This is a genomic window from Acinetobacter sp. V116_7, from assembly GCF_056735735.1.
Window position 1 is genome coordinate 1,148,865 of record NZ_JBWZIF010000028.1, and the last position, 22,938, is coordinate 1,171,802.

At 41.1% G+C, this 22,938-nt stretch carries 19 protein-coding genes; 12 read left to right on the top strand and 7 right to left on the bottom strand.

The annotated features are described in order from the left end of the window. Positions 1-11: 11 nt before the first annotated feature. Entirely contained in the window at positions 12-956 is a 945-nt protein-coding gene (locus AC1PJP_RS19410; protein WP_192836373.1) for a PDR/VanB family oxidoreductase, read from the top strand. Between the two features lie 43 nt (positions 957-999). Here the strand turns inward: AC1PJP_RS19410 and AC1PJP_RS19415 are convergent, their stop codons facing one another. The 3 genes from AC1PJP_RS19415 to mhpT all read right to left on the bottom strand — a co-directional run bounded on the left by AC1PJP_RS19415 (position 1,000) and on the right by mhpT (position 3,574). Further along, on the bottom strand, positions 1,000-1,692 hold the full coding sequence (locus AC1PJP_RS19415; protein ID WP_192836372.1) for a GntR family transcriptional regulator: 693 nt from the start codon (positions 1,690-1,692) through the stop codon (positions 1,000-1,002). A gap of 123 nt (positions 1,693-1,815) precedes the next feature. Beyond that, positions 1,816-2,271 carry a MarR family winged helix-turn-helix transcriptional regulator gene (locus AC1PJP_RS19420; protein ID WP_004702845.1) on the bottom strand — a complete coding sequence of 152 codons (456 nt, stop codon included), beginning with the start codon at positions 2,269-2,271 and terminating at the stop codon, positions 1,816-1,818. Between the two features lie 70 nt (positions 2,272-2,341). Beyond that, positions 2,342-3,574 (bottom strand): 3-(3-hydroxy-phenyl)propionate transporter MhpT, encoded by a 1,233-nt coding sequence (gene mhpT / locus AC1PJP_RS19425; RefSeq protein WP_013198528.1) that lies wholly within the window; start codon positions 3,572-3,574, stop codon positions 2,342-2,344. Between the two features lie 248 nt (positions 3,575-3,822). Here mhpT and AC1PJP_RS19430 point away from each other — a divergent pair, with 248 nt between their 5' ends. The 8 genes from AC1PJP_RS19430 to AC1PJP_RS19465 all read left to right on the top strand — a co-directional run bounded on the left by AC1PJP_RS19430 (position 3,823) and on the right by AC1PJP_RS19465 (position 13,476). Continuing rightward, positions 3,823-4,662 carry a p-hydroxycinnamoyl CoA hydratase/lyase gene (locus AC1PJP_RS19430; RefSeq protein ID WP_171056853.1) on the top strand — a complete coding sequence of 280 codons (840 nt, stop codon included), beginning with the start codon at positions 3,823-3,825 and terminating at the stop codon, positions 4,660-4,662. 37 nt (positions 4,663-4,699) lie between these two features. Further along, positions 4,700-6,151 carry an aldehyde dehydrogenase gene (locus AC1PJP_RS19435; protein ID WP_479768208.1) on the top strand — a complete coding sequence of 484 codons (1,452 nt, stop codon included), beginning with the start codon at positions 4,700-4,702 and terminating at the stop codon, positions 6,149-6,151. A gap of 81 nt (positions 6,152-6,232) precedes the next feature. Continuing rightward, positions 6,233-8,119 (top strand): feruloyl-CoA synthase, encoded by a 1,887-nt coding sequence (locus AC1PJP_RS19440; protein ID WP_479768210.1) that lies wholly within the window; start codon positions 6,233-6,235, stop codon positions 8,117-8,119. A gap of 75 nt (positions 8,120-8,194) precedes the next feature. Further along, entirely contained in the window at positions 8,195-9,334 is a 1,140-nt protein-coding gene (locus tag AC1PJP_RS19445; RefSeq protein WP_479768211.1) for an acyl-CoA dehydrogenase family protein, read from the top strand. 82 nt (positions 9,335-9,416) lie between these two features. Continuing rightward, positions 9,417-10,667, top strand: coding sequence for an OprD family porin (locus AC1PJP_RS19450; protein ID WP_479768213.1), 1,251 nt, complete (start codon positions 9,417-9,419; stop codon positions 10,665-10,667). 58 nt (positions 10,668-10,725) lie between these two features. Next, positions 10,726-11,262 carry a DUF3237 domain-containing protein gene (locus AC1PJP_RS19455; RefSeq protein ID WP_151745192.1) on the top strand — a complete coding sequence of 179 codons (537 nt, stop codon included), beginning with the start codon at positions 10,726-10,728 and terminating at the stop codon, positions 11,260-11,262. Between the two features lie 40 nt (positions 11,263-11,302). Then, a complete protein-coding gene (locus AC1PJP_RS19460; RefSeq protein WP_192455799.1) occupies positions 11,303-11,692 on the top strand; it encodes a PaaI family thioesterase in 390 nt (129 codons plus the stop codon). A gap of 32 nt (positions 11,693-11,724) precedes the next feature. Continuing rightward, on the top strand, positions 11,725-13,476 hold the full coding sequence (locus AC1PJP_RS19465; protein WP_479768215.1) for a tannase/feruloyl esterase family alpha/beta hydrolase: 1,752 nt from the start codon (positions 11,725-11,727) through the stop codon (positions 13,474-13,476). A 73-nt stretch (positions 13,477-13,549) separates the two neighbouring features. Here the strand turns inward: AC1PJP_RS19465 and AC1PJP_RS19470 are convergent, their stop codons facing one another. The 4 genes from AC1PJP_RS19470 to gudD form a co-directional block, all read right to left on the bottom strand. Next, complete coding sequence (locus tag AC1PJP_RS19470) at positions 13,550-14,263, bottom strand: FadR/GntR family transcriptional regulator (RefSeq protein ID WP_005299379.1); 714 nt, start codon at positions 14,261-14,263, stop codon at positions 13,550-13,552. A 241-nt stretch (positions 14,264-14,504) separates the two neighbouring features. Next, positions 14,505-16,091 (bottom strand): aldehyde dehydrogenase (NADP(+)), encoded by a 1,587-nt coding sequence (locus AC1PJP_RS19475; protein ID WP_192835053.1) that lies wholly within the window; start codon positions 16,089-16,091, stop codon positions 14,505-14,507. Between the two features lie 30 nt (positions 16,092-16,121). Beyond that, positions 16,122-17,033, bottom strand: a complete 912-nt coding sequence (kdgD, locus tag AC1PJP_RS19480; protein ID WP_005299384.1) for a 5-dehydro-4-deoxyglucarate dehydratase — start codon at positions 17,031-17,033, stop codon at positions 16,122-16,124. Positions 17,034-17,301: 268 nt separating this feature from the next. Then, positions 17,302-18,636 carry a glucarate dehydratase gene (gudD, locus tag AC1PJP_RS19485; protein WP_005299387.1) on the bottom strand — a complete coding sequence of 445 codons (1,335 nt, stop codon included), beginning with the start codon at positions 18,634-18,636 and terminating at the stop codon, positions 17,302-17,304. A 284-nt stretch (positions 18,637-18,920) separates the two neighbouring features. Between gudD and AC1PJP_RS19490 the strand changes: the two genes are divergently transcribed. The 3 genes from AC1PJP_RS19490 (at position 18,921) to AC1PJP_RS19500 (ending at position 22,933) form a co-directional block, all read left to right on the top strand. Beyond that, positions 18,921-20,285 (top strand): MFS transporter, encoded by a 1,365-nt coding sequence (locus AC1PJP_RS19490; protein WP_192836363.1) that lies wholly within the window; start codon positions 18,921-18,923, stop codon positions 20,283-20,285. A gap of 70 nt (positions 20,286-20,355) precedes the next feature. Next, on the top strand, positions 20,356-21,903 hold the full coding sequence (garD, locus tag AC1PJP_RS19495) for a galactarate dehydratase (RefSeq protein WP_479768217.1): 1,548 nt from the start codon (positions 20,356-20,358) through the stop codon (positions 21,901-21,903). Positions 21,904-22,027: 124 nt separating this feature from the next. After that, positions 22,028-22,933, top strand: a complete 906-nt coding sequence (locus tag AC1PJP_RS19500) for a DMT family transporter (RefSeq protein ID WP_192455806.1) — start codon at positions 22,028-22,030, stop codon at positions 22,931-22,933. Positions 22,934-22,938: the final 5 nt, after the last annotated feature.

Genomic DNA, 22,938 nt, shown 5'->3' on the forward strand with positions numbered 1-22,938 from the left:
GGAGTATGAACATGGACGTTATTATTCAAAAAATTCACCAGCTTACCCCGACCATTCGTGCTTTTGAATTAGTCTCGGCAAATGGCACAGCGCTACCGAATTTTGAGGCAGGTGCACATATTGATGTGCATCTTAAAAACGGTCTCACCCGCCAATATTCACTTTCAAATTGTTGCAGTGAAAAGCATCGTTATGTCATTGGTGTTTTACATGATGCCAATTCACGCGGTGGTTCACGTTGCATCCACACTGAATATCGTGAAGGCGATCATTTAAAGATTGGTGAACCACGTAATTTATTTGAGATTCACCCTCAGACAAAACAGGCAGTTTTATTTGCAGGTGGTATTGGTATTACCCCTATTTTATCGATGGCGTATCGACTTAAGTCGGCCAATATACCTTTCGAATTGCACTACTTTGTTCGTAGTCATGAAATGATTGCCTTCTATGGCAACTTGACCGAGCACTTTGGTGACCAAGTTCATTTTCATATTCAAGATCAACCGGACACTGAATGTAATATGGCAGAGGTTTTGGGCCAAGCTTCACCAAATAGACACTTATATGTATGTGGGCCTACAGGGTTTATGCAGTTTGTCATGAGCTCAGCCGAACAAGCTGACTGGCACAGCGAACAGTTACATCAAGAGCATTTTGTCGCTCAAAAAGTAGATACATCTAACGATGAAGCTTTTACCATTGAAGTTAAAGGTACGGGCCGTCGAATTGAAGTATTACCAGAGCAAACTGCTACTGAGGCATTAATTGCAAATGGTTTTGATATCCCAGTTTCATGTGAACAAGGTATTTGCGGGACCTGTATTACCCGCGTAGTAGAAGGCACTCCTGATCATCGAGATATGTTTATGACCGATGAGGAACATGCTTTGAACGACCAATTTACGCCCTGCTGTTCTCGTGCAAAAACTAAAAATCTTGTGATTGAACTTTAATATTTAAGTTCCTTTATTCAGAAATAAAGGAACTTATTTCAGCTTAAGCGCTGAGAATATTTCTTAGCGTTTCACCTAAAATTACCACGCTACTGTGCTCACGCATTAAGGTTTCAGCGCGTCCTGCCTGACGATGGACCAATGCATCAAAAATCGAGCAATGCTGTAAATGTGCATAGTGTAAACGGCGATATTCTGACAAAGCTCGGTTCTGGTCATAGGTAATCGCTTGAGCAGAAGCCATCGGCAATTGGTTGTTTTTTGCTAAGGCTTGTATGAGTGCAACGTTTTGCGCGCCCTCAATAATCGTGTCATGAAAAATGACGTTAAAATGGTGATAACGTTCTAATTCAACATCGCCAAACTCGTCTTTATCATTAAATAGTTTTTCAGTTTCTTGAATGCAATGTTGCAGCGTCTTTTTCTGCTCTTCGCTTAAGCCTTGTTCTGCCAAAGTTTTCGCAGCCAATCCTTCCAGCACACCGCGTACTTCAAGCGCATCATGAACCAGTTGTTCTGAAATTTCACGAACCGTGTAACCACGAGTTGGGTTTTTAATGAGGAGGCCTTCTTGCTCAAGCAACCTAAAAGCAATACGAACAGGCTGCCTTGAAACACCAAGTAACTCGGCAGTCGGAATTTCGGCAATTCTGGCACCGCCTTCAAGTTCCCCTGAAATAATCATTTTTCTTAGTTTAAGTAAAACTTGTTGTCCTGAAGACATTCGCTGCCACACATCACCAAAAACGTCACTTCGATGCTAGCAAGTTCATTTGTAAAATGAAATCAATTTTCTGTTTGAATCAGTGCTTAAGCATGTTTACTGCGTTTAATAAATTAAATTGCAAACTACCTTTCATCAAAGGTTTTTAAGATTATTGACCATAATATCGAGGTTATTACGAATTAAATAAGCTAAGTTAATATCGATGCCTTCAAGCATTTTTTCTTCAACTTTTAAAACCACTTCATTACATTTATTTAGCTTTTCAATACCGCTTTCAGTCAGCGTAATTAAAATACGGCGGCCATGTGTTGGATCTGGTTTTTTCTCAATCCAGCCATTGACCAGTAAATCTTGCAAAATTTTGTTGGCCGATTGCGGCTTAATGAAAGACCGCTCAGCGAGCTTAGCATTGGATACATTACTTTTTGAAGCTAAAACAGAAAGCGCAGTAAATTGCGGCAAGGTAATCTCAAGCTCTTTTAAATGTTCTGTTAAATGTTTACTAATAATTCGGTCAACACGAGCAATCATGTAACTTAACTTAGGCTCATCTTCTACTTTTTTTTGAACTGAATTCGAACGTACCATAACCTTTCAATCATCATAAGAAAATCTGTAGTGAAAGTATGAGGCACTACCCCCATACTTTCGTTAAAACTTAGCGAGCACCTGAGCTTTGTACTAAATGTACAGGCTGTTTAGGTTTTTTGACAAGAAGTAATGCAGAGATCGCTGCAATTAAAATCACTGGAATACTTGAACCAATCACAATGGTCGAGCTTTGTCCAAGCGAGAGTAAAAAACCAGCCATTAAAGGTCCTGCAAAAGAACCAATACGCCCGATCGCAACCGCTGAACCTACACCTGTTCCACGCATTTCGGTTGGATAATACATGGCAGCCAAACCGTACAACGCCGATTGTCCGCCCACAATGAATAAACCACAACCTACTGCCGAAAGTGCAAGTAAAGCAACGGTTGGGGATATTGCTAAACAACAAAGCGAAAATAAAATGCCGAGATAAATCAGCTTAATCACAAAGCTCATGCGTAATTTATCAAGCAATACACCCATCAGGATTGAACCTAAAATTCCACCCACGTTATAGCCCATCTGCACATAGTTTGCCTGTAATTTCGATAAGCCTTGCGCACCCATCAGCAATGGCAACCAATTCAATAAGAAATACAGTACAACGAGCGTACAGAAAAAACTGACCCAAAGCTGAATGGTCGACATACGACGTTCTTTCGCAAATAAAACTTCCAAGAATGGAGTCGTTTTTTGCGCTTGACCTTTTCGTTGCAGGTAGTCATTTGACTCAGGTAAAAAGCGCATAATCAGTGGAATGAGCAAAATAGGCGCAATCCCACCAATATAGAAAATATGACGCCACTCTGCATCGCCAGCCAATGACATGGCAACTACAGAAGTAAGTAATCCACCAAAAGGAATGCCACTATACATAATACTCACCGCGGTACCTTTATATTTATCAGGTACAGCTTCAGATGCCAGTGTAATCATCATCGGAAGTGCCCCACCCATTCCCAAACCAGTACAAAAACGAATGAGTAACAGCAAACTAAAGTTAGCAGCATAAGCCGTTAGCAAAGACATAATTCCAAAAAGTAAAATACTAAAAATCAGAATTTTCTTACGCCCGACAATATCTGCAAATCTACCACCTAATATGGCACCTGGTAGTGTTCCTAAAATTGCAGCACTAAATGCCCACGCCATCTGGCCATTGTCCAACATAAACTCAGCCCGCATTCTTGGAGCGGCTACCCCCATTGACTGAAGATCAAAACCTTCAAAAATTGCTATTGCAAAGCATAATAGCAACGTGATTTTTGCCCTTGCAGACTGTCCTAATATCTTTTCCATTGTGTTATCCCTTATTGACTAGTCGTTCCATTTAGCCCTTTGTGTATTATTGTTTAAACACACCAAAAATATCAGTTAAACTTACTAAAAAATCAACATGTTTTTCTATTAAATCAACAATAAAATTAATTAATATTTAAAATACAATTAATTATAAAATATTTATGAAATTTTATAAAAAAGACTTGAATGTAAGTTTAACTGATATTAAATTAAATCCCAGAACAGCAAAAAATCATTCAAGGAGTATGAAGATGAGTTATGAAAACCGCTGGGAAACAGTAGATGTTAAAGTTGAAGATGGAATTGCATGGGTAACACTAAACCGCCCAGAAAAGAAAAATGCCATGAGCCCGACACTCAATCGTGAAATGATTGATGTGCTTGAAGCAATAGAACTTGATCAAAATGCGCGTGTGCTTGTGTTGACAGGTGCAGGTGATTCTTGGACAGCAGGCATGGACTTGAAGGAATATTTCCGTGAAGTCGATACTCAACCAGAAATTTATCAAGAACGTATTCGCCGCGACTCATGCCGTTGGCAGTGGCAACTTCTTCGCATGTATTCAAAACCAACCATTGCTATGGTCAACGGCTGGTGCTTTGGAGGCGGTTTCTCACCTTTAGTGGCGTGTGATCTCGCAATTGCAGCAGATGAAGCAACTTTCGGTTTATCTGAAATTAACTGGGGGATCCCACCGGGTAACCTTGTAAGCAAAGCAATGGCAGACACTGTTGGTCACCGTGCCTCTTTGTACTACATCATGACGGGTAAAACCTTTAGTGGTAAAGAAGCTGAAACCATGGGCCTTGTGAACAAAAGTGTACCGCTTGAACAGCTAAAAGCTGAAGTGACTGAGCTTGCAAACTGTCTACTTGAGAAAAACCCTGTGGTTCTTCGTACCGCTAAAAATGGATTTAAGCGTTGTCGTGAACTGACTTGGGATCAAAACGAAGACTACTTATATGCCAAACTTGATCAATGTATCCACCGTGATACAGAAAATGGCCGTCAAGAAGGTTTGAAACAATTTTTAGATGAAAAATCAATTAAACCGGGTTTACAGAGCTATAAACGTACTGGTTAACTTTTGATTCTCTAATGGCAATGTAAGGACACAACCCATGCAAAATGTACAGTTACTTATTCACGGTCAATCTGTTGATGCATCAAATCAGGCAACTTTTGAGCGTATTAGCCCCATTGATGGATCAGTGGCAAGCAAAGCCGCTGCTGCAACTTTGGACGATGTTGATCGTGCAATCGAATCGGCACAACAAGCTTTTAAAGTATGGTCGAAGCTCTCGCCTACCGAACGCCGTTTACGTTTGTTAAAAGCAGCCGATTTAATGGACCAAAAGACCGAGCAATTCATTGAAACTGGAATGCAAGAAACAGGTTCAACTGCCACATGGTATGGGTTTAACGTTCACCTTGCTGCCAACATGTTACGTGAAGCAGCAGCAATGACCACACAAATTGACGGAAGCCTGATTCCGTCAGATGTACCGGGCAATCTTGCGATGGGTGTGCGAGTTCCTTGCGGTGTGATTGTAGGGATTGCACCTTGGAATGCACCTGTCATTTTGGCAACACGTGCGCTTGCTATGCCTTTGGCTTGTGGTAACACGGTGGTGTTAAAAGCATCTGAAGCTTGTCCAGCAACCCATCGTCTGATTGGTGAAGTGTTACATGAGGCAGGACTTGGTGAGGGTGTGGTGAATGTGATTACGCATGCCGCCGAAGATGCACCACAAATCGTGGAGCGCTTAGTTTCTCATCCAGCTGTGAAGCGCATTAATTTTACCGGTTCAACCAAAGTCGGAAAAATTATTGCCGAGACTGCGGCTAAATATTTAAAACCAGTTTTACTCGAACTTGGTGGCAAAGCCCCTGTCGTGGTTTTAAACGAGGCCGACATTCATGAAGCCGTAAATGCAGTTGCTTTTGGAGCATTCTTTAATCAGGGGCAAATTTGCATGTCGACCGAACGTGTTTTGGTTCAAGACAAAATTGCCGACCAGTTTATTGAAAAGCTCATTGAGAAAACACGTTCCATTCAGGCGGGCAACCCAACCTCGAAAGAAAATGCACTCGGTGTTTTAGAAAGTCGCCGTGCCGCAAACCGTATTCAGCATTTACTTGAAGATGCCCAAAACAAAGGTGCCGACTTACCTTTAGGTATTCATATTGAAGACACCACCATGCAACCGACGCTGGTACTCAATATTAAACCTGACATGCTGCTTTACCGCGAAGAATCGTTTGGGCCTGTCTGCACAGTTCAACGTTTTGCAACCGTTGAAGAAGGTGTAGCACTGGCAAATGACAGCGAGTTCGGTCTTTCTTCGGCAGTGTTTAGCCAAAATATTTCACAGGCATTAGAAGTCGCTCAACAGATTGATTCGGGTATTTGTCACATTAACGGCGCAACCGTACATGACGAAGCTCAAATGCCATTTGGCGGAACCAAATCGAGTGGTTACGGACGTTTTGGTAGTAAAGTCTCGGTTGCCGAATTTACCGACTTACGCTGGATTACCATTCAAACCCAATCACGTCATTACCCGATTTAGTCAGGGTAATGCGAACACAGACATATTAAATAAAAATTGCATGATGCAAAAAATAAAGCGCAGTGATGCGCTTTCCATGGAGTGAAAGAAATGCAAATGAATGCCACTCAATCACAAGACCGCGAACGGTTCGTAAAATTAGGGCAACATGATATTCATTATCACCATAAAGATGACACGCTCTATATCAGCCCAAAAGAGCAATTAAAACCGTATCCACAAAAACTTACAGATCGGTTAATTCATTTTGCACAAACCAAACCAGACCATATTTTTGCAGCAAAACGCAATGCTCAAGGTGAATGGGTCAAACTGAGTTATGCAGAAGTTTTACAACGTGCATGGCACATTGCTCAGGCATTACATGAACGTAAGTTAAACCAAGAAAGACCTCTGGTTATTTTAAGTGGTAATGATCTCGAACATTTAACACTGTCTATGGCTGCCATGCTGGCAGGTGTGCCTTTTTCAGCAATTTCACCAGCCTACTCTCTGATTTCTCAAGACTTTGGCAAACTTAAACATGTGTTTGAAGTGCTTACACCTGGTATGGTCTATGCCAGCGATGGACAAGCTTTTGCCAAAGCGATTCAGGCATGTATTACACCTGACATTGAAGTGGTGACCAATAAAGGGATTGTGGGCGATCAGATCTGCACATCTTTTCAATCGCTTTTAGATACGCCTGTTTCAAATGTTCAAGAGTTTTATCAAACCCTTGATGAAAACCAGATTGCCAAATTCTTATTTACGTCAGGTTCAACCAAACTACCTAAAGCTGTGCCGACCACACATTTAATGTTGTGTGTTAATCAGCAAATGTTATTGCAGACTTTCCCTGAGTTTGAAGAAACACCACCTGTCTTACTGGACTGGCTATCTTGGCACCATACTTTTGGCGGCAGTCACAATGTCGGCATTGCACTCTATAACGGAGGTACCATTTACATTGATGATGGCAAACCCGTTGCAGGAAAATTTGACGAAACTATTCGTAATCTGAAAGAAATTTCTCCAACCGTTTATTTAAATGTGCCAAAAGGTTGGGAAGAACTTACCGAAGCCTTAGAAAAAGATGAAGAATTAAGAGACCGCTTTTTTGCCAAAGTTAAAATTTTATTCTTTGCAGGTGCAGCACTTTCAGAAGCGGGCTGGAACAGACTCGATAAAATTGCTCAGCAACATTGCGGAGAAAAAATTCGCATCATGAGCGGATTGGGCATGACTGAAACTGCACCATCTTGTGCTTTTACAACTGGCCCACGTGTAATGGCTGGTTTTATTGGATACCCTGCTCCGGGATGCGAAATTAAGCTAGTTCCATGTGGTGACAAACTTGAGTTTTGTGTTCGTGGCAAACATGTCATGAAAGGCTATTGGCGCTTAAAAGCAGACCAGCAAAGCACTGTGTTTGATGATGAAGGCTTTTTCCATACTGGAGATGCTGTGCGTTTGGTCGATATCAATGATCCAACCAAAGGCCTCATGTACGACGGGCGAATTGCTGAAGACTTTAAACTCAATACAGGCACTTTCGTCAATGTCGGCACGATTCGCAACAAAGTGCTCATTCAAGGTAATTTACTGGTTCAAGATGTCTGTATTACAGGTTCAAACCTCAATGCAGTTGGCTTTCTGATTTTTCCAAAATTAGAAGCTTGTGCTCAATACGCAGGCCTTAAGCTTGGCGAACATTCTCCAGCAGAGATATTGCAGCACCCTAAAGTCCAGCAATGGTTCCGCCAATTTTTAACCACCTTTAATAAAGATGCGACTGGCAGTTCAAATACAGTCTCAATGCTTTATTTAATGACCGAGCCACCTCAACTCGATGCAGGTGAAGTGACTGATAAAGGCAACCTTAATCAAGGCAATATTACCAAGCGTCGTGCTGCTTTAATTGATGAGCTTTATCAAAAGCAGAATGATAACCCACTGATTATTCGGGTGCCCACCTTAAAGCAATAAGCAATTGAAATAGAAAAGAAAGCTCAAATTTCGGTTTGAGCTACAGCCTCACTTTTGCCTAAAAAAAGGTTCAACATGCCACACGATACAGAATTTGAACTATTTCGGGATAGCTATCGCAGGTTCTTAAAAGAACAGGTTGCCCCGTATTATGAACAGTGGGAACACGATGGCCTTATCCCACGTGATCTATGGCTTCGTCTTGGGGAGAATGGTTTTTTGTGCGTCGATGTACCCGAAGAATACGGTGGTTACGGTGCTCCTGTTCATTACTCCCTCATGCTGGTTCAAGAAACGGCTCAAGCTGGTTTTGCATCTTTAGCGGTTGCCATTGGCGGGCAAAATGAGTTGGTCTCTCCTTACCTGCAAAATATTGGAACTGAAGAGCAAAAACGCTATTGGTTACCGAAAATGGTGACAGGTGAAGTCGTCACTGCAATTGCCATGACCGAAGCGAATGCTGGTTCAGACTTACAGGCCATACGCACTCAAGCGATTTTAGAAAATGATCATTACCGTATTAATGGTTCAAAAACTTTTATTTCAAATGGTTTGCATGCCGATCTGATCGTTCTGGTTGCGAAAACTGATCCGCAAGCTAAAGCAAAAGGCATTTCGATTTTTCTAGTCGATGCTGCGTTAGATGGCGTTAAAAAAGGCCGTTCATTACAAAAAATCGGGCTACATGCTCAAGATACAGCCGAACTATTTTTTGATGATGTCTGTGTGCCTGCAACTCAGCGTTTAGGTGAAGAAGGACAAGGCTTTGCTTATTTAATGCAAGAGTTACCTCGCGAACGTTTAAGCATTTCCATGATGGCTTTGGGGTCAATTTTAGGCGCCATCGAACTAACCAAAGACTATGTATTAGAGCGTAAAGCTTTCGGACAACCTTTAAGCCAAATGCAAAACACACGCTTTGTGCTCGCAAACGCGCACATCAAAGCAAAAGCCGCTCAAGCTTTTGTAGATCAATGTGCGGCGCTGTATCAACAACACCAGTTAAGCGTCACTCAAGTTGCCGCACTGAAATGCTTTATTACCGATGCTCAATGTGAAGTGATTGATCAATTACTTCAGCTTTTTGGTGGCTACGGTTACATGCAGGAATACCCGATTTCACGCTTTTTTGTCGATGCGCGGGTACAAAAAATTTATGGGGGAACCAATGAAATTATGAAAGAAATCGTGGCCCGAGAACTGCTCGGAAAATAATTCGATTTAAAAACCAAACAAGGCTGACACAACAACTAAGCCTTATTGAAAACAAAAAAATGTTATTTCAGGAAGAAATGCTATGTCGAAATTATGGATGTACTCTACCCTTATGCTCTCTGGTTCAGTGTGGGCTGGCAATTTTATTGACAACAGTTCAGTAGAACTCACCACGCGAAATTTCTATTTTGACCGCGACTACCAAGAGCAATCTGCCTACCCTGCCGCCAAGGACTGGACACAAGGGTTTATTCTTAAAGCCAATTCAGGTTATACCGAAGGGACTGTCGGTTTTGGACTGGATGTGCTTGCGACAGCAGGCTTTAAACTCGATGCCGATGCCGAGCATGGAGGTACAGGAAACTTACCTAGAGACACACGCACCAATGAACCTGCTGACTCTTATGGCGAAATTGGGGTCACAGCAAAAGCGAAAATGAGCCAGACCGAGCTACGCATTGGTACGCTAATGCCGATGAACCCAGTTTTAGTGGCTTCACCTGCTCGTTTGCTTCCTCAAACCTATCGAGGAATTTCACTCACCAGTAAAGATATTAAAGACTTCGACTTACAAGCGGCCTACCTAGATAAAGTGAATCATCGTGATTCGACCAACTATGAAAAAATTAAAATTTCAGGGGTGAATGGACGATTTAAAAGTGCCGAAACTGATGGTCTTTATTATTTAGGTGGAAACTATCAGCTTGATTCAACAATCAAACTCACCGCTTTTTATATGGATGTCGATGATCTTTATAACCAAACCATGGTGGGTGCCTTACACCAACATAAAATTAATGACACCACTAACTTTAGCTCTCAATTACGTTACTACCGCAGCCGAGATGATGGACAAGCAAAAGCAGGCTTAGTCGATAATGACCTTTATCATGCGCATTTCGAACTCAAACATCAAAACCATAAATTTATTTTCGGAACTTTTCAGCATCACGGCGACACCGCCTTTCCGTATTTAACAGGAGGTGAAACTGGGCTTCTCATTGACACATGGCCAGGTGAGTTTTTAAACCCAAAAGAAAAAGCCTATAGCTTCCGTTATGAATATGACTTTAAAGATTATGTACCGGGTTTACGTTTTATGACTCGTTACACCACAGGTCACAATATTTATACACCTAACTTAGGCGGAACTAATTTGAAAGAGCGAGAAACAGACTTCGATTTAGGCTACACCGTTCAAAGTGGCTGGTTAAAAAATCTAGGGTTACGCGCACGATATGCCATTTATGACAATAACATGCTTTCTACAGCAAATATCAAACCAGTAAACGAAACCCGTATCAACATCGACTACACATGGAAATTTAAATAATTCAAAACAAGAGGTTCTGTCACATATAGAACCTCTTTTTAATTTCGAGAAATTCATCATGAAGAAAGTTGTAACGCTACTCTGCACAATGAGTCTGATTGCCCTGACTCACGCTGAAACTCAATATAGCCCACCACCCATTCAGCTTGAACCTTTAGCAAAATTTAGTGTTGATTTAAATGCCCCTATTTGGGAGTTAGGCACAACCAGTGATGCTGGTAAACGCCGAATTATTCCTATTACAGGAGGGTCATTCGAAGGCAAAACACTTAAAGGCCGTATTTTAAATAATGGCGCAGATTGGCAAATCGTTGACAGTAAAGGACTAGCAATTATTGATACGCGATACTTGTTAGAAACCGATGACGGTGCACTTATTTATCTTCAAACCAAAGGTTACCGACATGGCTCAGCCGAAACACTAAAACAGCTTGCTCAAGGCAAAGATGTTGACCCGAAAAATTACTATTTCAAAATTACCATGCAGTTTGAAACCAGCTCACCTAAATACTCATGGCTGAACCAGACCGTTGCAGTAGGTAGTGCAATGCGTTTGGGTAAAGCGGTTATTTATGATGCCTATACCCTGAAATAATAATTTTTATAACACCAACAAAAAGGATGGACCCTTAACTATGGATCAAAAAATTTTAGAACACTTACCCCCCATTCATCACCATTTGGGTGGACATAATATCCATTGGAATGACAAGAACACTGAACTCACCATCCACTACACAGCACTAGAAAGCTTTACCAATCCACGCGGCACCGTTGAAGGCGGCATGATCTGCGCCATGCTTGACGATGTGATGGGACTTTTTGCCTTTCTCGCCAATGACCATAAACCCGCTACCACTATCAACTTAACGATGGATTTTTTGAGGCCCTGTGTTGTGGGAGAAGTCATTACGAAATGCCGATTCATTAAACAAGGCAAAACTGTACTGAATCTCGAAAGTGAAGCTTGGCAAAACAACAAAATGATTGCACGAAGCACAGCTAATTTTCTGGTTTTAGATTAATTAAACCATTCATTCAATAAGGATATGAATAAATGAATTACACCAACAATAAACGAATTTTGACCCACTCCGCTTTAGTACTTGCCATGCTTGGTGCTTTGACAGGCTGTGGAAGTGATAATGATGACACAACAACTCCCTCAACAACCAAACCACCGCAGCTGTCTCCTGCTGTGGGCGTAAAAATGACAGGAAGCTGTACGGACTTACTTGGATTTCAATACAACAATACGGTCATTAGCTCAGCTACCCTTCAAGAAGCAGGCACATTGACTGTCGCCAATAAACCGATTGGCGCACATTGTTTGGTCAAAGGTTATATGGATCAACGTATAAGTCCTGTCGATGGACAAACTTATCAAATTGGTTTTGAAATGCGCTTACCAATAGACTGGAATGGTCGTTTCCTCTATCAAGGCAATGGCGGAACCGACGGTAATTTAGTCCCTGCAACGGGTCAGGTCGGCAGCGGCGGTCCACTCACCAATGCTCTACATGATGGTTTTGCTGTTATTTCTTCCGATGCTGGACATAATGCTTCACAAAATCCAATGTTTGGTTTAGACCCTCAAGCCAGAATTAACTACGGCTACGGTGCAATTACCAAACTCACGCCTATGGCAAAAAACCTAATTAAAGCCGCCTATGGTAAATTGCCAGACCGCTCCTATGCAGGCGGTACATCTAACGGCGGGCGTCATGCCATGATTGCTGCAACCCGTTTAGGTGATCAATATGATGGAATTTTAGCAAGCACACCGGGTTTTCATTTACCTCGTGCAGCCGCAGCTCAACTCTACACAGCACAGCAGCTTCGTCGTGTCGCAACAGATGAAAATGACCTAAGTACCGCTCTTACTCTTCCAGAGCGTAAAGTTTTAGCAAAAGCGATTTTAGATCGATGCGATGCTCTAGACGGTGTTGCAGATGGCTTGGTTCAAGATGTCGAATCTTGCCGTACGGCTTTTGATATTCAGAAAGATGTACCCGTTTGCTCAAGCACAAGAGATGGTACTTGTTTAAGCACCGAACAAATTGATGTATTAGCCAACATTTACCGCGGCCCTATAAATTCGGCTGGACAAGCGCTCTATGCAACCCAACCTTTTGACCCCGGTTTAGTGGGAAGCAACTGGGCAAGCTGGAAATTCGAATCTTCGGTGGGAACAGCACGTGACCCCGTTGCCGTTGGCATTCTTTTTCAGGTTCCACCAGACCCAACTGTGACTCAAAATTCTAGACAATTTGCCTTTAATTTTAACTTCGATACCGACTATCCAAAACTCTCGGCAACTAATGATATCTACACCGAAAGTTCGATGTCTTTCATGATGCCACCCGATGAACTTAATCTAGATAAACTCCGTAATCACGGTGGAAAAATGATTGTGGTACAAGGCACAGCAGATGGCGTTTTCTCTGTAGATGACACCCAAAATTGGTACGATCAACTACTCCAACACTATAAAAATGATGCAAAAGGTACAGCACCTGAATTTGCACGTTTCTTTAGAGTTCCGGGCATGAACCATACCCGTGATGGCATTGCGACCGATCAATTTGATGCATTGACTGCTTTAGTCAACTGGGTTGAATACGGGCAAGCACCTGACAAAATCATTGCGACCGCACGCGGCGCAGGTAACCCAAGTGGTCAAGTGAATACTGAACTTCCGCAAGATTGGGCACCAGACCGTACCCGCCCACTTTGCCCTTACCCACTGATTGCCCGTTACAACGGTCAAGGTGATAGCGAAAAAGCTGAAAACTTTAGCTGTAAATAACACCCTATAAAATTAAAAGAGAGCTTAAATAAGCTCTCTTTTTATCTTACTCTGCCTAATCTTAGCTCAAGCTTTACTGCTTAAATTTTTTAATACTTTTAGACAGATGAGCTCGCATCATTTGTCGGGCCAATAAACCGTCCTGATCCACAATTGCATTATAAATATTGACATGATCATGGTGAACCGCTTTTAAATATTCTTCACGGTTTTCAGGGCTCTGCTCAATAGATTTTAAGCGTGCACGCGGAATAATTTTTTCACCCAGATACTTTAAAAAATCAACGAAATATTGGTTTTCAGAAGCTTCAGCAATGGCAATATGGAAATCATAATCAGCTTTTACTGTGCCATCATTTGCATCTGATGAAATATGACGTTCAAAGTCTTGAAGTGCAGCTTTCATTTTATCGATGTGGATTTGCTTACGGCGCTCAGAGGCTAAAAAAACAGCTTCAGACTCAAGGCTAATTCGAAGCTCAAGTAAAGAAACAATATCGTTAATCGTTTCTAAACTGGCATTAGATAGCAAAAAATTCTGTTCAATAGTCTGCTCTTTTACAAAAGTACCAATCCCGTGACGAGTTTCGACAAACCCTAAAGAGCGCAACTCAGTGATTGCTTCTCGAATAACAGAACGGCTTACTTCAAAAGTTTCAATTAATTCAAGTTCGGTCGGAATTTTCTCTCCAACTTGGAAGTCTCCAGACTGAATTTTTTCGATCAGTTGTTCTACAATAATCTGGCTTAGTTTTTTTGTTGATCTAGGTTTAATTGCACTAGACATAATCTGAAGAACTCATGAAATGTTGAAAAAATTAGAAAATTCATTTTACTATAAACTTAGACGATAGTCATATTCGGTTTTTATGCCTCTAAGCTATTAAAATTAAAATATTTTATCTTCCTTATCAAACACTCACATATATTTAAAAAGTGAGCAACTTGTGCTTATTTCAATATTTAATAATGCGTTGAATAAGCTAAAAAATATGCAGCTCAATACCTTTGATTAAGCTGCACAATTTTTAAATTTGAGTCTGAGTTAACTGCCCATTGATCAGACGAGTAATCTGTAGCGGATTACTGTCTTTTAGTGCATCAGGTAATAATACTTGTGGCGTATTTTGGAAACATACCGGACGTAAGAAGCGTTCAATTGCTCCCGTACCTACCGAAGTTCCGCGTGCATCACTGGTTGCAGGGAAAGGACCACCATGTACCATCGCATCAGACACTTCAACTCCTGTCGGGAAACCGTTAAACAATACACGGCCAGCTTTACCAGTTAGCAAATGAAGAAGTTCGCCTGCTTCGGACAACTCATTTTCATCACCAATAATCGTTGCCGTGAGCTGTCCACCTAAAGCCTCGATCCCTTTTAACAAAGTCGCTTCATCCTCCACGCCAATCACAATTGACATCGGCCCGAAAACTTCATGTTGTAGTTTTGGGTTGCCTGACAGTAAAACAGATTGGTCCGCTTTAAATAGATGTGCTTTTGCTTGAGAAACTAGCTCGGCCTCTTGACCTGTCGCAACTACTTCAAAACCAGATTCACTGTTTAGAGCATCAATACCTTGACGGTAGCTTTTTAAAGTTCCTTCATTCAGCATGACCTGAGGCACAGCTTTTTGCGTGCTTTCAGCTAAAGCTGCTACGAAACTGTCAAATTCAGGTCCTTGTACACCTAAAATTAACCCCGGTTTTGTACAGAACTGACCACATCCCATATTAAATGAGGCAACTGTATCTTGTGCAATCTGTTCACCACGAGAGCTCAGCGCTTGAGATAAAACCACTACAGGGTTCACACTCGACATTTCAGCAAAGAATGGAATTGGCTGAGGACGGCTCTGCGCAAGGTTATAAAGTGCCATTCCGCCTTCAAGAGAACCCGTAAAACCAGCTGCCTGAATCAGTGGATGTTCTACCAAATTTGCGCCAATACGGCCGCCAAAAATCATGTTAAATGTGCCTTTAGGCATATCACAAACTTCGATTGCTTGTTCAATGGCTTCTGCAACAAGCTCAGCAGTTGCCATATGGCCAGAGTGTGCTTTAAAGACAACCGGACACCCTGCTGCTAAAGCAGCTACGGTATCACCGCCTGCTGTTGAAAATGCAAGTGGGAAATTACTCGCGCCAAACACAGCAACCGGTCCTACCCCAACTTTATATTGACGCAAATCAACACGCGGTAAAGGCTTGCGTTCTGGCAATGCCACATCAATACGAGCACCATAAAAATCGCCACGGCGTAAAAGTTCAGCAAACAGTCGAAGCTGACCAGTAACACGGCCTGTCTCTCCTTGAAGACGAGCAAGTGGTAAGCCCGTTTCAAGTGAAGCGACTTCTTGTAAGTTCGCACCTAATGCTTCAATTTGGCGAGCAATTTCTTCAAGAAAAGAGGCACGTTGCTCTTGAGAAGTTTGGCTATAAACTAAAAAAGCGTTATGTGCAGCTTGAGCAGCTTGATCCACTTCGTCAAGGGTTGCCTGACTAAATACATAACCTGTTGGCTGATAGTCTTTTGCAGCTATACTTTCTAGAGCTGGTGCATTTGTAGCAACGCGTTGACCATTAATAAACTGCCGACCATTATTTTTACTCATTTTAAAGCTCCAATACCTAAACAGTTAGAATTATTGCGGACCAAGTGTCGCAATGAGAGTAGCCAAATCTTCATAGTCTGCATGAGTTAAATCACTTAATGGTGGACGGACTGGACCTGCGTCGTGCCCAACAATTTTGGCACCTGCTTTGATCATACTTACCGCATAACCTGATTTACGGTCGCGAATTTTAATCAATGGCAAGAAGAAATCTTTAATCAAACGATTGGTTGTTTCAAAGTCATCACTGCGAAGCGCGTTATAAAACTCCATTGCAGTCTTTGGAATAAAGTTAAATACAGCTGATGAATAAACTGGGCAACCTAGGGCTTTATATGGCGCTGCAAAAACTTCTGCTGTTGGCAGGCCACCTAAATACGACAAACGATCACCCATAGTTTGGGTCACTGCCGTCATCATATCGATTTGACCAGAGCTGTCTTTAAAGCCAATTAAGTTCGGACACATCTCGGCTAACTTTTGGATTGAATCGAGATTTAATCTTGAAACGCTACGGTTATAAAAAATTACGCCAAAGTCTACTGAGTTACATACTTGCTTAACGTGTTCGATCAAACCTTCTTGGCTTGCTTCAGTTAGGTAATGCGGCATTAACAAAATACCGTGTGCACCTAAGCGCTCTGCTTCTTTTGCCTGTTCAATCGCCTGACGTGTCGGACCACCTGCCCCAGCAATAATCGGTACACTACCTTTACAAGTATCGACAGCTGTTTTAATCACGTCAGAGTATTCACTTCCAGTTAACGAGAAAAACTCACCTGTACCACCCGCAGCAAATAATGCACTTGCACCATAAGGCGCTAACCATTCAAGACGTTTTGCATAAGAAGATTTGTTAAAGTCCCCATTTTGGTCAAAGTCAGTAACCGGAAAAGAAAGAAGGCCATCAGAAACAATGTTTTTTAACTCAAGAGCATCCATTAGAAAATATCCATACATGTTTATGTTGTCAGACATCTTACATCATAAATTTTATTTTAATCAATATATTTTTCCTCTGAGAATCTAAAATTTTTAAAAAGATAAAAGTTCTTTATCAAAAATCACTTAACTATTTGTTTTATAAAATATAGTTAAAATTTCTTAACTTTATAGCTAATCTTTAGACATAAAAAAAAGCTGCCCGTATGGACAGCAAAGCATTAAGAAAACTTAAAAAAGCGAATTTTTCAAAGATATCGATAAAATATTAACGAACCAAACACGGCTTTTTATTATTAAATGACCAGTTTGGTATTAAAAATTGCATCGCATCGGCATCATTACGAGCTCCTAAACCTTTTAATTTATAGAGCTCATGGGCTTGATTAATTCGGTCCCAGTCCAGTTCAACACCAAGTCCCGGTGCTGTTGGCACCTGAATTTTACCGTCTTTAATTTCAAGCGGTGCTTTCGTTAGCTGATCTGTACCTTCTTGCCAAATCCAGTGTGTATCAATTGCCGTAACGTTACCTACAGCGGCGGCAGCAACATGGGTAAACATGGCCAGTGAAATATCAAAGTGATTATTAGAATGCGAACCCCACGTTAAGTTATACATATTGCAGAGCTGTGAAACTCGAACCGAGCCTTCCAATGTCCAAAAATGTGGATCAGCCAAAGGAATATCAACGGCTTGCAATTGAATACTATGTGACATTTCTCGCCAGTCGGTAGCAATCATGTTGGTCGCAGTGGGTAAACCTGTGGCACGTTTAAACTCGGCCATAATTTCACGGCTTGAATAACCTTGTTCTGCACCGCACGGGTCTTCTGCATAGGCCAACACGCCTTTAAGATGTTTGCCTAAAGCAATTGCTTCATCTAAAAACCATGCTCCGTTTGGATCAAGCGTCACACGTGCTTCTGGAAAACGGCGAGCGATAGCTGTAACAGCTTCAGCTTCTTGTTCTCCGTGTAATACACCACCTTTTAATTTGAAGTCTTTAAAACCGTAACGGTCATAAGATGCTTCTGCTAAACGCTGCACTGATTCAGGTGTTAACGCTTTTTCATGGCGGACTTTGTACCAGTCATGGTTCAGATGTGGTGAGGTCGCATAATCAAGAGATGTCTGTTTGCGATCACCAACAAAGAATAAATATCCTAAAACCTCAACTTCACTACGTTGCTGACCCTCACCAAGCAAACTTGCGACATTCACATTTAAATGCTTACCAAGCAAATCAAGCAATGCCGACTCATAAGCCGTTACAACATGAATTGTGGTCCGTAAATCAAAGGTTTGGTTGCCTCGTCCGCCACTGTCACGATCAGCAAAAGTTTGCTGAATTTTTTTAAGTAGATTTTTATATTCACCAATCGGTTGCCCTTCTATCAAGGCCTTAGCATCATTTAATGTCGCTAAAATTTTTTCTCCGCCCGGAATTTCGCCTACCCCAATATTTCCAGAGTTATCTTCGATAATGAGTATATTACGAGTGAAATAAGGTCCATGGGCACCACTCAAATTGAGCAGCATGCTGTCATGTCCAGCAACAGGAATTGCTCGAATTGATTTAACGATAGGTGTAGAGGTCGCCATTAAAATACTCCTTGGCATTCTGATACTATTTTTTCATCACCAAAACTTATAAGACATCATACAACTTGTCAATATAAACCCGCATAAAAATTATTTTTCGGCCCCACTTGCCAAAATAATATTTTTAATCATATGATGTCATACATCTAAAGACGCGGTTTTAGAACTAGGACTATAGAGTAGATACAAAATTCCGTTTTCTCATCTATTCTATCGATGAATTTGACATGACGTCACCTATTTCACGGATATGCAAATAGGTCGATTATTAAAAGAGTTTGTATATGGATAATCTGCAAACAAATCTTGCTGCTGTAAATCAGCAAAGAGCGAAGCATAATAAAACCCGCTATTACATTTTAGCGATGATTTTTTTAGTTACTTCATTAAATTACGGTGATCGGGCAACACTTTCAATGGCTGCTGCTCCGATGTCTCAAGAACTGGGATTAAGCTCAGTGACCATGGGATATATCTTCTCTGCGTTTGGCTGGGCTTATGTTATTGGTCAAATTCCAGGTGGCTGGTTACTCGACAAGTTCGGTGCTCGAAGAGTTTATTTCTGGAGCATCATGCTCTGGTCTTTTTTCACTATTCTCTTGGGTTTTGTTGATATTTTAGGTTCTATTCCTCTCATTATCGCCTCATTATTTCTTTTACGTTTCTTGGTCGGATTATCTGAAAGCCCTGCTTTTCCAGGCAATAGCCAAATTGTAGCAGCTTGGTTCCCAACCAAAGAACGTGGAACCGCCGCAGCAATATTTAACTCAGCTCAATATTTTGCAACTGTCATATTTGCACCATTCATGGGATGGCTGGTTGCCCATATTCATTGGCAATCTGTGTTTTGGATTATGGGTGGATTAGGCATTGTGATTGCTTTTATCTGGTTAAAAGTCATCTATAGCCCAGAAAAACACCCTACTATTAATTCAAATGAGTTCAAATATTTACAAGCAGGCGGTGCTATTACTAGCATGGGTGAAAATCAGCTTAAAGTTGCTGATGAAAACAACAAGATGAATTTTAAAAATATTAAAAAGCTGCTTTCTTCTCGTATGCTTCTAGGTATTTTTATCGCTCAGTATTGTATTACCTGCTTAACCTATTTCTTTCTAACTTGGTTCCCTGTCTACCTTGTAAAAGAACGCCACATGTCAATTTTAGAAGCTGGTTTTGCGGCTGTATTACCGGCACTTTGCGGATTTATTGGTGGCGTATTAGGGGGAGTAATTTCCGATAAACTTATCAAGATGAACAAGTCTCTAACCTTTTCACGTAAATTTCCCATTATTTTTGGCATGTTGTTATCAACCAGTATTGTGGTTTGTAACTATGTCGATTCGCAAACAGCCATCTTGTTCTTTATGTCACTGGCCTTTTTTGGCAAAGGTTTTGGTGCATTAGGCTGGGCAGTCATGTCGGATGTCGCACCCAAAGAAATGGTGGGTTTATCGGGTGGGTTGTTTAATACCTTCGGCAATACTGCGGGCATTGTGATCCCTATTGTGATTGGCTATATCATCAACTCAACAGGTTCTTTCAATGGTGCACTGGTTTTTGTAGGCATACATGCAGTCATCGCAATTATTTGCTACCTCTTTATGGTCGGCAAAATCCAGCGCTTCGAGTTAAAACCCACCTCTTAAAACTTTAAGGCATAACGCTTAACTAAATTAAGCGTTATGCCCTCTCTTCAAATGTATACAAGGAACGATCATGCTGAAGCCTCTCCTCATAAAAATTAGTCCTCTCGATAATGTAGCCATTGTAGTGAATGACGGCGGTTTACCACCCTCTACACATATTGAAGAATACCACCTGACCTTGGTTGATAATGTGCCACAAGGACATAAAGTTTTATTAGAGTCATTAAAACAAGGTGACGCAATTGTTCGTTATGGGGAAATTATTGGTTATACCAATAAAGATTTACCCGCGGGTTCATGGGTAAATGAAGCCGTTACCCAAATGCCTGAGGCACCTGAGCTAGATGATCTTGAGTTAGCAACTCGTCCTGATCCAAAGCTCCCTACGCTTAGCGGATATACATTTAAAGGTTATAAAAATAAAGATGGCAGTGTCGGCACAAAGAATATTTTAGGTATTACAACCAGTGTTAACTGTGTTGAAGGTATTGTCGATTATGTCGTTAAAATTATTGAACGTGATTTACTTCCAAAATATCCAAATGTAGATGGTGTAGTCGGATTAAACCATTTATATGGTTGTGGTGTGGCAATCGATGCCCCCGCTGCAATTGTTCCTATTCGTACAATTCATAATCTTGCACTCAACCCTAATTTTGGTGGAGAAATTATGGTTGTGAGTCTAGGCTGCGAAAAAATGCAACCCGAACGACTTTTAAACATTCCTAAAGAAAACAAATATATTCCTCTAGCAAATGAAGATATTATTCAGTTACAAGATGAACGTCATAATGGTTTTGAAAGTATGGTGAACCATATTTTAACTGTGGCAGAACAACATCTTGAAAAGCTTAATCAACGTACTCGAGAAGAAGTTCCAGCTTCTAATTTAGTTGTAGGCATGCAATGTGGTGGGAGTGATGCATTTTCTGGAGTCACCTCTAACCCTGCCGTTGGTTTCGCAGCTGACCTGATTGTGCAATGTGGCGGTACAGTCATGTTCTCTGAAGTTACGGAAGTCCGCGATGGTATTCACCTACTTACTCCACGTGCAGCAAATGAACAAGTTGCCAAAGATCTAATTCGGGAAATGAAATGGTACGATGACTACTTAGCAGCAGGCCAAGTAGACCGAAGTGCCAATACCACACCGGGTAATAAAAAAGGTGGACTGAATAACATTGTAGAAAAAGCGATGGGATCGATTGCCAAATCGGGTCGCTCACCGATTGTAGAAGTTCTCGCACCAGGCCAAAGACCGACAAAAAAAGGATTAATTTTTGCGGCAACGCCTTCGAGTGACTTTATCTGTGGTACGCAGCAAATGGCATCTGGAATTACGGTTCAAGTCTTTACTACAGGCCGCGGTACACCCTATGGACTGGCAGCAGTGCCGGTCATTAAAATGGCAAGCCGAAACAATATTGCAAACCGTTGGTATGACCTGATTGATATCAGTGCTGGCGATATTGCTATTGGAAAGAAAACTATTGAAGAAGTGGGCTGGGAACTTTTTGAACTGATTTTACAAGTGGCTAGTGGCGAAAAACAAACGTGGTCAGACCGTTGGGGTATTCATAACTCACTTGCTGTATTTAACCCAGCACCCGTGACCTAATAAAGTTTAAAAGATGAGGCATATCACCTCATCTTTCTTATTTCCCATATTAATTACGACACATTTCACCAAAACTTAACATCGCTGCTAAAATAACATCGAAAATTAAGAACTGTATTTCTCTATGCAAAATCAGACTGCTCAAAATCTCCCCTCAACTCAACTTGGAAAAGCATTGCTTTGTCTTATGACATCAGCATTATTATTTTCCATTATGGGAGTGTGCATTCGTTTTGCTTCACAAACGGTAGACAACGCGACCGTCGTATTTTTTAGAAATGCTGTCGGCTTATTTATTTTTATTCCGATGCTGTTTAAACAGGGTTTAGATTTTATTAAAACCGATAAACTCTGGATGCATACTTGGCGAAGTATTGTCGGGCTAGCCGCCATGTATGGTTTTTTCTATGCCATTGCGAACTTAAAACTATCAAATGCCATGGTTTTTAGTTATTCATCCCCTATCTTTATTCCACTGATTGCATGGCTTTTCTTAAAAGAAAAAATTACCAAATCGATGATTTTTGCTGCTGTTATTGGGCTCGTTGGGGTTTTATTTGTCGCTAAACCCGACCAAGGTTTATTTAATGCACTATCTTTTATTGGCTTGGGTGCATGCTTTTTATCAGCAATGGCTTTTGTGACTGTAAGAGCTTTAACCAGTACAGAGCCACCTGAGCGTATCGTTTTTTATTTCTGTATTTTTGGTAGTTTAATTTCCTCTATTCCGATGTTCTGGCATTGGCGTATTTTCACTTGGCACGAATTAAGCCTACTGATTGCCGCAGGACTTTTAGCTAATATTAGTCAACTATTTATGTCTTATGCTTATAGCTTAGCGCCAGCAGGACAAATTGGCCCCATGAATTACATTGCCATTATTTTTGCAGGAATATGGGGATTTGTTTTTTGGCATGAATTACCGGATCTGTTTAGCATTATCGGCATATTTATTATTTTATTTGCGATTTTGCTCTGTAATCCATTTTTGCAGAAAAAGTTACTTTCTCGATTTAAGATACAGATATAACTCAT